The sequence below is a fragment of the Pseudomonas sp. SB113 genome (assembly GCF_040754745.1).
GTDB lineage: Bacteria > Pseudomonadota > Gammaproteobacteria > Pseudomonadales > Pseudomonadaceae > Aquipseudomonas > Aquipseudomonas grimontii.
Window position 1 is genome coordinate 134,980 of sequence record NZ_JBFMHW010000008.1, and the last position, 12,961, is coordinate 147,940.

12 protein-coding genes are annotated in these 12,961 nt (G+C 64.0%); 8 read left to right on the forward strand and 4 right to left on the reverse strand.

What is annotated here, in order from left to right:
* The first annotated feature begins 78 nt into the window (after window positions 1–78).
* The 7 genes from AB1462_RS13055 to AB1462_RS13085 are packed head-to-tail and all read left to right on the forward strand — an operon-like array spanning window position 79 to window position 7,167.
* The gene (locus tag AB1462_RS13055; protein ID WP_367246816.1) at window positions 79–927 is read left to right on the forward strand and encodes an AMP-binding protein; all 849 of its coding nucleotides are present in this window, start codon (window positions 79–81) and stop codon (window positions 925–927) included.
* Window positions 924–1,694 (forward strand): ABC transporter ATP-binding protein, encoded by a 771-nt coding sequence (locus AB1462_RS13060; RefSeq protein WP_315337823.1) that lies wholly within the window; start codon window positions 924–926, stop codon window positions 1,692–1,694. The genes AB1462_RS13055 and AB1462_RS13060 overlap by 4 nt, the downstream gene beginning before the upstream one ends.
* Window positions 1,694–2,575, forward strand: a complete 882-nt coding sequence (locus tag AB1462_RS13065; RefSeq protein WP_090402741.1) for a branched-chain amino acid ABC transporter permease — start codon at window positions 1,694–1,696, stop codon at window positions 2,573–2,575. The genes AB1462_RS13060 and AB1462_RS13065 overlap by 1 nt, the downstream gene beginning before the upstream one ends.
* A gap of 4 nt (window positions 2,576–2,579) precedes the next feature.
* Window positions 2,580–3,629 carry a branched-chain amino acid ABC transporter permease gene (locus AB1462_RS13070; protein WP_367246817.1) on the forward strand — a complete coding sequence of 350 codons (1,050 nt, stop codon included), beginning with the start codon at window positions 2,580–2,582 and terminating at the stop codon, window positions 3,627–3,629.
* A gap of 19 nt (window positions 3,630–3,648) precedes the next feature.
* Window positions 3,649–4,989 (forward strand): ABC transporter substrate-binding protein, encoded by a 1,341-nt coding sequence (locus tag AB1462_RS13075; protein ID WP_053128440.1) that lies wholly within the window; start codon window positions 3,649–3,651, stop codon window positions 4,987–4,989.
* Window positions 4,990–4,992: 3 nt separating this feature from the next.
* On the forward strand, window positions 4,993–5,760 hold the full coding sequence (locus AB1462_RS13080; RefSeq protein WP_090402747.1) for an ABC transporter ATP-binding protein: 768 nt from the start codon (window positions 4,993–4,995) through the stop codon (window positions 5,758–5,760).
* Between the two features lie 12 nt (window positions 5,761–5,772).
* A complete protein-coding gene (locus AB1462_RS13085; RefSeq protein WP_367246818.1) occupies window positions 5,773–7,167 on the forward strand; it encodes an FAD/NAD(P)-binding protein in 1,395 nt (464 codons plus the stop codon).
* 41 nt (window positions 7,168–7,208) lie between these two features.
* On the opposite strand, the gene AB1462_RS13090 is transcribed toward AB1462_RS13085, so the two are convergent.
* From AB1462_RS13090 to AB1462_RS13105, 4 genes are read right to left on the reverse strand one after another with little or no spacing between them, the layout of a single operon-like run.
* Window positions 7,209–8,450 (reverse strand): HlyD family efflux transporter periplasmic adaptor subunit, encoded by a 1,242-nt coding sequence (locus tag AB1462_RS13090; RefSeq protein ID WP_315337826.1) that lies wholly within the window; start codon window positions 8,448–8,450, stop codon window positions 7,209–7,211.
* Window positions 8,440–9,918, reverse strand: coding sequence for a TolC family protein (locus AB1462_RS13095; protein ID WP_090402754.1), 1,479 nt, complete (start codon window positions 9,916–9,918; stop codon window positions 8,440–8,442). Before AB1462_RS13095 ends, AB1462_RS13090 begins: the two co-directional genes overlap by 11 nt.
* Window positions 9,911–11,110 carry an ABC transporter permease gene (locus tag AB1462_RS13100; protein WP_259193317.1) on the reverse strand — a complete coding sequence of 400 codons (1,200 nt, stop codon included), beginning with the start codon at window positions 11,108–11,110 and terminating at the stop codon, window positions 9,911–9,913. Before AB1462_RS13100 ends, AB1462_RS13095 begins: the two co-directional genes overlap by 8 nt.
* Window positions 11,107–11,814: an ABC transporter ATP-binding protein gene (locus AB1462_RS13105; protein WP_259193318.1), complete on the reverse strand. Its 708-nt coding sequence runs from the start codon at window positions 11,812–11,814 to the stop codon at window positions 11,107–11,109. The genes AB1462_RS13100 and AB1462_RS13105 overlap by 4 nt, the downstream gene beginning before the upstream one ends.
* Window positions 11,815–12,171: 357 nt before the next feature.
* Between AB1462_RS13105 and AB1462_RS13110 the strand changes: the two genes are divergently transcribed.
* Window positions 12,172–12,930, forward strand: coding sequence for a TetR/AcrR family transcriptional regulator (locus AB1462_RS13110; RefSeq protein WP_259193319.1), 759 nt, complete (start codon window positions 12,172–12,174; stop codon window positions 12,928–12,930).
* Window positions 12,931–12,961: the final 31 nt, after the last annotated feature.

The following is a 12,961-nucleotide window of genomic DNA, read 5'->3' on the forward strand; positions in this document are numbered from 1 at the left end:
ACAGTTGTCCCGTGTCGATCCAAATAATCAAGCCAGCGGACCACCGCACGCACACCCCCCCAATAGGAGCAACCCCCTATGAGCGTGCACGAACCAACGGCCCTCCTGGAACACCTGCGCCACTGGGCGCAACTCACGCCGTTGCACATCGCCCTGCGCCACAAGCGCCAGGGCCAGTGGTATGCCTGGCGCTGGATCGACACCTTGCGCGACGTCGAACGCCTGGCCGGCGGTTTGCGCCAGCACGGTTTAAGTGAACAGTCACGCGTGGTGCTCAGCGGCGCCTTTGAGCCGAACCTGCTGTTGCTGGCGTTGGCGGCCCAGTCCGTGGGCGCACAGGTGCTGACGCTGGCCGATAACCTCGAGCCGCAGGCTCTGGAGCAACAGCTGTGGCGTATTCATCCCAGTCACGCCTACGTTCAAGGTCGCCAGCGCGATTGGACGTTCACCCAGCGGTTGGATTTCGCTCAACTGTTGGGCCCGGTCGAGCCGGCGCAATACCAGCAGCGCTGGTGGCAACCCACAGGCGAAACCGCGCTATGGAGCGAAGAAGGCACCCAGTGGCAAGGCGGCCTGGCCGTGGTGCTGGAGCAGTGGCTGAACAGCGGCCACGGCCTGGCCTTCCCGGAAAGCCTGGCCTCGGCGCGGCGTGATCGCAGTGAAGTGGCGCCCACCGGCCTGCTGCTGTCGCCCGCGCGCCTGCAGCACCTGGCCGACGACATCGAAAGCCGCCTGGCACCCCACGGCACCTGGCGTCGGCGCCTGTGCGACTGGGCCATTGCCCATCCGCAAAGTGGCCTGCGCCGCCTGCTGAAAAACCGCGTGCGCAAACTGCTGGGCTTCCAGCGGCTGGCTTATATCTGGCAGCCCCTCAAATCCAATGCTGAGCCGACGTGGCTTGCCGAATTCAAACGGGAACGTGCATGAGCCAAGCCATCCTCCAGGTGCGGGACATCTCGCTGTCGTTCAAGGGCGTCAAGGCGATCAATGCGTTGTCGTTTGAAGTGCAGCGCGGTGAAATCTGCGCGTTGATCGGGCCCAATGGCGCCGGCAAGAGTTCATTGCTCAACGTACTTAACGGCGTGTATCGCTTCGATGCCGGCGAGATCGTTTTCGAGGCGCAACACTTCCACCGCATCGACCCCTTGGGCGCCGCGCGCCGGGGCATTGGCCGTACGTTCCAGAACAACGCCCTGTTCAAGAAAATGAGCGTGCTCGACAACCTCCTCACCGGTCTGTCGCGGCATATGCGCACCAGCTTTATCGAACAGGCCCTCGGCTTGCCGCGCGCACGCCGTGAAGCCGACACCTTCCGCCTGCGTGCCCAGGGCATCCTCGAATTCCTTGAACTGCAAGCCCACCGCGATGTGCTGGTGGGCAACCTGTCCTATGGCCTGCAAAAACGCGTGGAACTCGGCCGCGCGTTGATCGCCGGGCCGAGCCTGTTGTTGCTGGACGAACCCATGGCCGGCATGAACGCCGAGGAAAAACAGGACATGGCGCGCTTTGTCGCCGACGTGAACCGCGACCTCGGCACCACCGTGGTGTTGATCGAGCATGACATGGGCGTGGTCATGGGCCTGTCCGACCATGTGGTGGTGCTCGACTACGGGCGCAAGGTCGGCGATGGCACCCCGGCGCAGGTGCAGGCCAACCCCGAGGTGATCGCGGCCTACCTGGGAGTGGCGCACTGATGACGTTCTTCTTCGAAACCCTGTTCGGCGGCCTGCTCGCCGGCACCATGTACTCGCTGGTCGCCATCGGCTTCGTGCTTATCTACAAGGCCAGCGGCGTGTTCAATTTTGCCCAGGGCTCGATGCTGCTGTTTGCCGCGCTGACCTTCGTCAGCCTGCACGACCAGGGCGTGCCGTTTGCCCTGGCGTTGCTGTTGACGGTGATCGTGATGATCGTCGGCGCCTTGCTCATCGAACGCCTGGTGCTGCGGCCGCTGGTGAACCGCTCGCAAATCACGCTGTTCATGGCGACGTTGGGCCTGTCATTCATTATCGAAGGCCTGGCCCAAGGTGTGATGGGCTCGCAAGTGCGCGCCCTGGACCTGGGCATCGACGATGTACCGCTGTTCGTCGGGCCGCTGATGCTCAGCCAATTTGACCTGATCGCCGCGGCCGTTGCCGTGGTGCTGGTGACGGTACTGGCGCTGCTGTTCAACAAGACCCGCATCGGTGTGTCGCTGCGCGCGGTGGCGGATGACACCACGGCGGCGCTGTCCATCGGTATCAACCTCAACCGCATCTGGCAGATCGTCTGGGCGGTGGCCGGCATCGTCGGGCTGGTGGCGGGGTTGTTGTGGGGCGCGCGCCAGGGCGTGCAGTTTTCGCTGTCGCTGGTGGTGCTCAAGGCGTTGCCGGTGTTGATCATCGGCGGCTTCACCTCGATTGGCGGAGCGATTGTCGGCGGGCTGATTGTCGGCGCGGCGGAGAACCTCGCCGAGGTGTATATCGGCCCGCTGATCGGTGGCGGCATCACGCCGTGGTTCGCCTATGTCCTGGCGTTGTCCTTCCTGTATATCCGTCCCGCCGGCCTGTTCGGCGAGCGTGCCATCGAGCGAGTCTGAAAGCATGTCGATCCCTGTTGCTGAACACACCGCACCGTTGCTGCTGATCCAGCGGCGCGTGCCCTGGGGCCTGCTCGGCCTGCTGGCGTTGGCGTTTATCGTGGTGCCGCTGTGGGGCAATGACTATTGGCTCAATGCGATCCTCATCCCGTTCCTGGTGCTGTCACTGGCCGGGCTGGGCCTGAATTTACTCACCGGCTATACCGGGCAGACCTCGGTCGGTGCCGCCGGGTTCATGGCCGTCGGCGCCTTCGCCACCTATGGGTTTTTGCTGCGCCTGCCGGAGCTGGGCCTGCCGGTGGCGCTGCTCGGCGGCGGGATCATCAGCGCGCTGGTCGGGCTGCTGTTTGGCTTGCCCAGCTCGCGGATCAAAGGCTTCTACCTGATGGTCACCACCTTGGCCGCGCAGTTTTTCCTGGAGTGGCTGTTCGTCAAATTCCCCTGGTTCTACAACTACGGTTCGTCCGGGACCATCTCGGCGCCGAAGCTGGTGCTGTTCGGCCATGACCTCAACACGCCGCTGGGCCGCTACTGGCTGACCCTGGTCACGGTGCTGTTGTTGACCTGGGCCGCCGTCAACCTGGTGCGCAGCCAGGTGGGCCGCAACTGGATGGCGATCCGCGACATGGACACCGCCGCCGCCGTCGTCGGCATCCCGGTGGTGCGCTACAAGCGCCTGGCGTTTGCGGTCAGTTCGTTCTACCTCGGCATCGCCGGCGCGTTGTGGGCGTTTGCCTACCTGGGCACGGCCAGCGCCAGCAGCTTCGACATCAATCGCTCATTCCAGATCCTGTTCATCATCATTATCGGCGGCATGGGCAGCATCGCCGGCAACTTCGTCGGCGCGGCGTTTATCAGTTTGCTGCCGATTTTCCTCAGCCATGCCGGGCAGGCGTTGTTCGGTGGCTCGGTGGACGCGGGGCAGTTGCAGAACCTGCAGAAAATCATTTTTGGCGTGTTGATCATCGTGTTCCTGATCAAGGAGCCCGAGGGCTTGATTCGCCTGTTGCACAACCTTCGCGATCGGCTGCGTCAGTGGCCCCTGCGTTTCTGACTTGAAGAAGAGAATCCCAATGCGTGCATCCTTGAAACGCTCCCTGGCCGGCGCCGCCTTCGCGCTGGCAGCCCTGGCCGGTGCCGTGCCACAGGCGATGGCTTCGGCCGACCAGCAGTTCTTTCCCCTGGCCACCTACCGGGTGGGTGCCTACGCGTCCAGCGGCGTGCAGGTGTGGGCCGGAATGATCGACTACCTGCGCTATATCAACGAGGTCGAAGGCGGCATCAATGGCGTCAAGCTGGTGTGGCAGGAATGCGAGACCGAGTGGACGGCGGAGAAGGGCATCGAGTGCTACGAGCGCTTCAAGAACGGCCTGGATGGCGCGCCGGTCGCGGTGTACCAGCCCAACGGTGCACCGGCGGCCTATGCGCTCAGTGAAAGGGCAGAGGTGGACAAGATCCCGCTGATCACCCTCGGCTACGGTCGCACCGAAGCCACCGACGGCACGGTGTTCCCGTACAACTTCCCGGTGATGCTGACGTTCTACAGCGAGGCGTCGACCCTGGTGAATTACATCGCCCAGCGCGAAGGCGGCTTCGACAAACTCAAGGGCAAGAAGATCGCCACGGTCTACCACGACTCGGCCTACGGCCGCGAAACCCTTGGCCCGCTGAAGTTGCTGGCGGAAAAATACGGCTTTGAAAATATCCAGATTCCGGTGGCCGACCCGGGTAACGAACAGTCCGCGCAATGGCGCCAGGTGCGCCAGGCCAACCCGGATTGGGTGTTCCTGCGTACCTGGGGCGTGTCTACCCCGGTGGCGGTGAAAACCGCCGCGCGCTTCGGCTTCCCGGTGGACCATATCATCGGCGATATATGGGCCAGTTCCAGCGAAGACGTATTGCCCGCAGGCGCCGCCGCCAAGGGCTACCTGGCGCTCACGCCTTACCCGGCAGGCGCGGATTTCGAGATCCACAAACGCCTCAAGCAGTACATCCTCGACAAGGGCCACAGCGACCTCAAGGACCTGAAGAATTTCGGCAGCGTCTACTACAACTCCGGCCTGGTGAACGCCGCCGTCGCCGTGGAAGCGATCCGCACCGGCCAGGCCAAGTTCGGCAAGCGCCCGCTCAATGGCGAAGAAGGCCGCTGGGGCCTGGAACACCTGAATATCGATGACGCGCGCCTGAAGGACATGGGCTACCTGGGCCTGATGCAGAACCTCAAGCTGTCGTGCCGCGACCACGAAGGTGGCGGTTCAGCGCGCGTGCAGCAATGGGACGGCGCCCACTGGACGCTGATCAGCGACTGGATCGCTGCCGACCGCGCCCTGTTACGCCCGCTGATCGATGAAAAATCCGCGGCCTTCGCCAAGGAAAAAGGCCTGACGCCACGCACCTGCACCGGGGATGAATAAATCATGAGCCAACTCGCTACCGAAGCCACGCGCCCGTCGTTGTTGACGGTCAACGATATTGAAGTGATCTACGACGGCGCGATCCTCGCCGTGGCCGGCGTGTCGCTGAGCGTACCCAAGGGCGCCATCGTCGCCTTGCTCGGGGCCAATGGCGCCGGCAAGAGCACCACCCTCAAGGCGATCTCCGGGTTGGTGCGTGCCGAGCGCGCCGAAGTCAGCCGGGGCGTGATCGAATACGCCGGCGTCGACCTGGCCGGCGTCGACCCCAGCCAGCGCGTGCGCCAGGGCATGGTGCATGTGCTGGAAGGCCGCCATGTGTTCGGCCAGCTCACCGTGGAAGACAACCTGCGCAGCGGCGGCTTTGTGCGGCGCCTGAGCCGAAAGGCCATGGAACAAGACCTGGAGCGCATCTACGCCTGGTTCCCCCGGCTCAAGACCAAACGCCACACCCGCGCTGGCCTGACGTCCGGCGGCGAGCAGCAAATGGTCGCCATCGGCCGCGCGTTGATGACCCGTCCTACTTTGGTACTGCTCGACGAGCCGTCCATGGGTTTGGCGCCTATGATCGTGCAGGAGATCTTCGAGATCATCGCGCAGCTCAACCGCGAGCAGCAGGTGAGCTTCCTGATCGCCGAGCAGAACATCAACGTCGCGCTCAACTATGCGTCCCAGGGCTACGTGCTGGATACTGGGCGCGTGGCCTTGAGTGGCAGCGCCGCCGAGCTGTTGGCACGCGGCGATTTGCACGATATTTATCTGGGTAAACAGTAAAGGCGAATGTGCATGACTGAATCCCTCCGCAACGCTGATGTCCTGATCATCGGCGGCGGCCTGAGCGGTACGATGCTGGCCGTGCAACTGCTGCGCCTGCCTGGGCAGCGCCGGATCCTGGTGATCGAACCGCGCGCCGAACTCGGCCGAGGCGAGGCGTACAGCGCCGTCGAACTGGGCCACACCTTGAACGGCAACGCGGCGCGCATGAGCGTCGACCCGGACAACGCCGATGACCTGACCCAATGGCTCACCGCCTACATCGGCGCCGGCGGTTGGCCGGAGTCGGACCAGCAGCACGTGCCCATCAGCGAACTGTTCCCGCCACGCGGGATCTTTGGCCTGTATGCGCAGCAGCGGCTGGCTGAGGCCAAGGCGTTGTCGGCGTCCACCGTCGAGCATATCCGCGCCGAAGTCGTCGACCTGCAAGTCGGCGACGACTCAGTGTTGCTGACCCTCGACAATGGCCAGCAACTACGCGGCGCCCAGGCGGTGTTGGCCACCGGCATGTTCCCGGCGGCGCGCACGCCGCAGACCGACTCCAGCGGGTTGAACGCCGCCGCCGTGGACCCCTGGGACGTGCAGGCCATGACCCGGATCGACCCGCAGGCGCCCGTGCTGATCATCGGCTCCGGGTTGACCATGGTGGACGCCGTGGTGTCCCTGGAACAGGCCGGGCATCGTGGGCCCATCGAGGTGTTTTCACGCCACGGTTTGTTGCCCCATGTGCGCCGGCAACCACCGAGCTGGGAAGATTTCCTCGCCGCTGACCACGCCTTGCGCAGCCCTCGGCAACTGCTGCGCGAGGTGCGTCGCCAATGCCGCCTCGCACTGGCGCAGGGTATCGATTGGCAGGCGCCACTGGACACGGTGCGCGCCCATATCGGCCGGCTGTGGAGCCAGGCCAGCGAAGGCCAGAAACATCAGTTCGTACGGCATGTACGGCCCTGGTGGGAAAGCCATCACCACCGCTCGCCGCCGTTGAGTGCGCAGTTGGTGGCAAGGCTGCATAAAGAAGGGCGGTTGCGCATTCGTGCGGCGTCGTTCAAGGGGCTGGAGCCGGCGGGTGAGGGCGTGACCATTCGTTTGCGTTATCGGGGCGAACAGGCGATCACCTTGGTGTCGGGGGCGGCGTTGATCAACTCCAGCGGCATCGAATACGACTGGCGCCGCGTGGCCCGGCCGTTGCCCCGGCAGTTGCTTCAGCGCGGGCTGATCACGCCTGGGCCGTTGGCGTTGGGGATTGCGGCGGACACCTGCGGCGCAGTGCTGGATGCCCAGGGCGAGGTCAGTACGCGATTGTTCGCCATGGGCCCGCCGTTGAGGGGGATGTGGTGGGAGAGCACAGCAGTAACGGATGTGGCGCTTCAGGCTAAAGCCCTGGCATCGAAGTTGGCGCAACTCTAAATGTGGGAGGGGGGTTGCCCCCTCCCACAGGGGTTCTCCATTTATTTTGAGGTCTTTACGAAGCCGGGTGTTAGGCCGAACACCTCCACGCCCTGCGCCGTCGATTGCCCGGTGGTTACCTTCACCCGCTCCACCGGCTTATCCATCGCTGCTCGATACTCCACCGTCATATCCGCCTGGATCGCCTCGCTCGGAATCACCATCGCCTGCGCATTGTTGTAGGTGACGATGGTCAACCGCGCACTCATGCCCAGCCGCACCCGCTGCAACTGTTGCGGGGTCAGCTTGGGGATCGACAGGGTCACCGGAAACTGCGCGCTGCCCTGGCTGTCGCTGGCAATCGCCAAGCCGCTGACCACACTCACCGAGCCGCTCAGTCGTTCGCCGTCAAAGCCATCGCCCAGCACTTCCACCGCCTGGCCCTGGTGCAGTTGGTTGATGTCCAGCTCAGAGACCTTGGCGACGATTTTCAGCCGCTCGATATTGGCCAGGCCGAACAGCACCTGGCCCTGACTGACCTTGCTGCCGGCCTGAATGGGCGCGTTCGTGCCGCCGCCTTGGGGCGTATTGTTGCCGGGCGCCGGCACGACGATGCCGGAGAACGGCGCCTTCACCTCCTTGCCCGCCAGCAGTGCGCGCAGGGCGTCGTATTTCACCGTGGCGTTGGTCAGTTCCATGTCGGCGATCTGGCGGTATTCGCCCTTGCCCTGATCGAGTGCCTGTTGCAGTTCGCTGCGGGCGGAGGCGAGGTCCAGCTGTTGCTGCTGGGCCTGTTGCTTGAGATCGTCCAGCTCATTGCGCGGGATGATGCCGCGCTTGAACAGGTTTTCGCTTTCGGTGAGTTTGCGCTGGGTGTTGCCGGCGGTCATCTCGGCGGTACGCAGGCTGCGGCGCGCACGGCTGACGGTGGGGCCGCTGTCCCAGTCCTGCAGCTCTTGCACGGTGCGGCGGGCCTTGAGCTGGGCGGAGAGGGCGTCGCGCAATTGCACTTCAAGGGTGGCCGGGTCCATGCGCAGCAGTACCTGGCCGGCCTCGACCCGCTGGCCTTGCTCCACCAGATTGGCCTGCACATTGCCGTCGAACGGCGCGGTGAGGGTGAGGGTGGTGTCGGGCTCGATCTTGCCCACCAGGCCGATCTGGTGCACCAGCGGGTCGGGCTTGACGGCCAGCCACTGTTCGGTGGCGCCGGCCGGGCCTTCTGCGGGGCTGCGCAGGGCCAGCCCCGCGCCGGCCAGCAGCAGGATCAACGCGGCGCCCAGCAGGCGTTTTCGATTAGTAGTCATTGAGGGCGATTTCCCAACTTTCCAGCGTCATGCCCAGGGTCAAGTCGAGCTGGGTCTGGGCGTTCAAATAAGCGATCAGTGCGTTGAGCTGTGCATTTTCGGCATTGCGCAGGTCGGTCTCGAAACTCAGCACCTGGAAGTTGGTGGAGCGCCCGGCGCTGAGTTTCTCGCGTTCGATCTCGATCTTGCGCCGCGACAATTCCACCGCGCGCTGGGAGATTTCATATTGGCGCCAGCGGGTGCCGAGGTCTCGCACCACATCGTTGACGTTGCGTTCCAGTTCCTGGCGGGCGTCGGTGATGCGGATCTCCTGGTCCTCCACGTTGACCCGCGCGCGCACTTCGGCCTGGCGCGTGCTGATGTCGCCGATGGGGATCTGCACCTGCACCCCGGCGTAGCTGTCCCAGGTGCGGTTGTTGGTGCTGCCGGCGTCGTTATTGTAGGCGTCGCGTATCTGGTTCGCGCCGGCTACCAGGTCCACTTGCCAGCGCCCGGAGTCCTTGGCGATCACCAGGTTGAGGTCGGCCTGCTGGCTGCCGAGCAGGGCGGCGAGGTATTCCGGTTGCTGGGTCTGCGCGAGGTTGAAGGCTTGGCGTTTATCGATCTGCATGGGTTTGGCCTCCAGGGCTTCGCTGGCGCGAATCGGCGTGGACAGGTCCAGGGCCAGCAGGCGCAACAGCGCCAGGCGGCTGGTGTCGAGCTGGTTCTGCGCCTCTTCCACGCCCAGTTGCTGGGTGGCGATGTCGGCTTCGGTCTGCACGATTTCGAATTCGGCCATGCGCCCGGCACTGATCAGGGCCTTGTTCACTTCCAGCAAGGTGCCGGAGCGCTTGAGGGCGTCCTGCACGATGCTCAGTTGCTCCTGGGCGCGCAGCAGTTCGCGGTAGGTGGCGATGATCTGGCTGATGGTCTGCGCCACGGTCGCCTTGAGGTTCAGGCGGTTGGCCTGCTCCGACAGGCGTGACAGGCGCAACGGTGCGGTGGTGGCGTCCCAGCCTGCGCCGCGCAGCAGCGGCTGGATGATCGCCAGGTCGAGGCCGTCGCTGCGGTAGCGGCCGGCGCGGTCGGCGTTGTTCAACTGCTGGGTCCAGGCCATGCTCAGGCGGGTGCCGTACTCACTGAGCAAGCTGGTGGCCGGCGCCACGTTGGCATTGCGCGCACTGTCCTGGGAGCCGCGGGTGCTGCGGTAATAGCTGTTGAGCGTGAGCTTGGGGTTGAACACGTCTTCGGCGACGCGCAGGTCGAATTTCTGCGCGACCCGTTGCAGGTACGCGCTGCGGATCGCAGGGTTGTTGCGCAGGCCCAGGTACACCGCGTCACCCAGGGTCATGGTGGTGACCTGGGCATTCAAGGACACGCCCCGGTCGTAACCGCTGCGGGTGCTGCTGGGGGCTGACGGCTTGATGAGCACATCAGCGGCCATGCCGTGCAGGCTGATCAACACGAGCAACCCTAGCCATTTACTCATCGCGCAAGGCCTCCACCGGCTGCAACCGTGAGGCCGAGACCGCCGGGTAGATGCCAAAGAACAAGCCCACCAGCAACGTACTGCCCACCCCCAATGGCAGGGCGGCGACGGCCAGGTCGAAAATCCAGCCCGACAGCCAGGCGTAGAGCCAGGCGGCCGTCATCCCGAGCACCGCGCCGCACAGCGCGCCGACGGCGGTGAGGGTGACGGCTTCGAGCAGAAACAGGTTGCGGATGTCGCGCTGGCGAGCGCCCAGGGCCATGCGAATGCCGATCTCGCGACGGCGTTCCGACACGTTCATCAGCATCACGTTCATCACCCCCACACCGCCGCCGACCAGGGAGATGGCGCCGAGGGCCAGCAGCAGGTAGGCGAAGGTGCGGCTTTGCCGGGTCATGCCGTCGATCATTTGCTGGGGCACCTGGATGTCGACAGTGTGGTCGGTGAGCTGGGTCTGCAAGGCGCTGGCGGCTTGCTTGGCAATGCGCTCCATGTCCTGGCCGGGCGCGGCGCGGATAATCACATTGCCGATCTGCGGCGTGGGGAAGATGCGGCGCATGCCGTCGGCGGGAATGAACAACGAATCGTTGGCCTGTACCGGCATCAGCATTGCCCGGGGTTGGTTATGCAGAATGCCCACCACCAGGAACAGGTAATCGTTGATGCGCACGCGGTCGCCCAGTTGCAGCGGATCGCCCGGCGTTCCAAGGGCCTGGGCCACCTGGTCACCGATCACGCCATAGGTTTCGTTGGCATCGAAGCTCGACAGGAAGCGTCCCTGCTGTACCACCAGGCGCATGGCCGCCTGGATGTCCGGCGTACTGCCGACGAAGTTGGCGTTGGTGGTGCGGCCATGGAACACGATGGGCCCGCTGAACAAGCTGAGCGCGCCGATATGGGCGATGCCCGGCACGGCTTGGCGCACGGCCTCCAGGTCGAGCCTGGCGGGCGCCGGCACAGTGCTGCTGCCCTTGGGCGGGAACTGGGCGACCAGGGTGTCGGTGCCCATGTCCTTGAAAATCATCGCGGCATCCACCGCCGCGTTATGGCCGATATTGATCAACGCCACCACCGACGAACTGCCGATGACGATGCCCAGCAGCGCCAGGACCGAGCGCTTGCCCAGGGTGCGCAGGCTGACGAAGGCTTCGTGCAGTAGTTGGCTGAAGCTCTGTTCGACCCGCAGGCTCATAGGCGCCCGACCTCGTGCACCACGCCGTTGCGCACCAGGATCTTGCGCTCCAGGCGTTCGGCGATATGCGAATCGTGGGTAACGATGATCAGCGTGACCTGTTGCTCGCGGTTTAACGCCAGCAGCAGGTCCATGATGTCCTGGGCGGTGGTGCTGTCGAGGTTACCGGTGGGTTCGTCGGCCAGGATCACCGACGGTTTGCCCACCAATGCACGGGCAATCGCCACACGTTGGCGCTGGCCGCCGGAGAGGTCGGCGGGACGGTGGTGGGCGCGCTCCGCCAGCCCGACCTGTTCGAGCATACGCAGGGCCTGCTCCACCGATTCATGCCGTGACACACCGCGATAGCTCAGGGGCAGGGCGACGTTGTCCAGGGCGCTGAGACGCGGCAGCAGGTTGAAACTCTGGAACACAAAACCGATCTGCTGGTTACGGATTGCCGCCAGTTGATCCGCAGTGGCGTTGAAAATATCGTGGCCGGCAAAGTGGTACTGGCCGCCATTGGGCAGGTCCAACAGGCCGAGGATATTAAGCAGGGTGCTTTTGCCGGAACCTGAGGCACCGAGGATGCCGCAGCTGTCACCACGGGCGATGGACAGGCACACATCATTGAGAATGGTCAGTTCTTGCCCGGCGAGCTGATAGCGCTTGCCGATGCCTTGCAGGGAAATCAAGCCTGGGTGCGCGGGGGTCTCTGTCATCATGACTACGCCTGCAGTCTCGACACCGCCGTCACGCCCCGTGTAAAGCCTTGTAACAAGTTCGGGAGCTGTCTGGTGCGCGTCACGGACTGGTTTTATTTCTTGTTTTTAAAATATTGTTTGAATACTAACCGTGTTCCCTGCGGTTCGCCAGCCATGGGTGTAGAGCGGTTTTACCCTTTGAAACGATTTCACCCATTGGCGTGGTGGGCTGCCAAAATACCCCTGACCAGCCTCAAAATGCCCGCCGGCAAAGGCTTTGGATAGTATGGCGGTGTGTCACTACTTGCTTTCGATCGGCCGCCCCGGTATAAAAAATCAAATTATTTTTTAAAACAATATTTCCCCCGTGGAACTTTTATGGCCGCGAAGAAACTTAGCGCTCCAAACATTACCAAGACTCGATTGCTGGATGCGACAGAGGCTCTCTTCATCAAATACGGCTATGACGCCGTTCTGCTGCGGCAGATTACCGAGCGTGCGCAGGTGAACCTGGCCGCCGTGAACTACCACTTCGGGGACAAGGACTCCCTGATGAAGACCCTGCTGATGCAACGCCTGGAGCCGCTCAACGAGCAGCGCCTGGAGCTGCTGGCACGCTGTGAAGCGGAGTCCGATGGCCCCCTCGATTGCGACACCTTGCTCGGCGTACTGTTTGCCCCGGCCATGGGCCTGGAGCGCAGCGACCCGGCCAGCGCCAGCGGGGAAGGGCGTTCCTTCATCCGTTTCCTTGGGCGGGTGTACAGCGACACCTCACCGTTTATCCAGGAATACCTCAAGGTGCATTACCAGCCGGTGTTCCAGCGTTTCTTCGAAGCCTTCGCCCTGGCCTTGCCGGATCTGCCGCGCAACGAACTGGGAGTGCGCCTGCAATTTGCCCTCAAGGCGATTTCCGGGGTGATGGCCGGCACCGAGCTGCGCCTGCTGATGAATTCCATGAGCCTGGGCCGCCCGGCGACGGATGCCGAAGTGATGGCCAAGCTGATCACCCTGGTGTCGGCAGCGATTCGTGTGCCGCAGCAGAGCCCGGAAGCGGAAACCGCTTTGGCCAAGGTGCTGGATACCCAGCGGGCGATTCGTGAACAGGCGTCGGCATCGGTGAGTAAGGCTGCAAGCTGAGCGCAACGCATGCCACCACAGGGGCGAACGT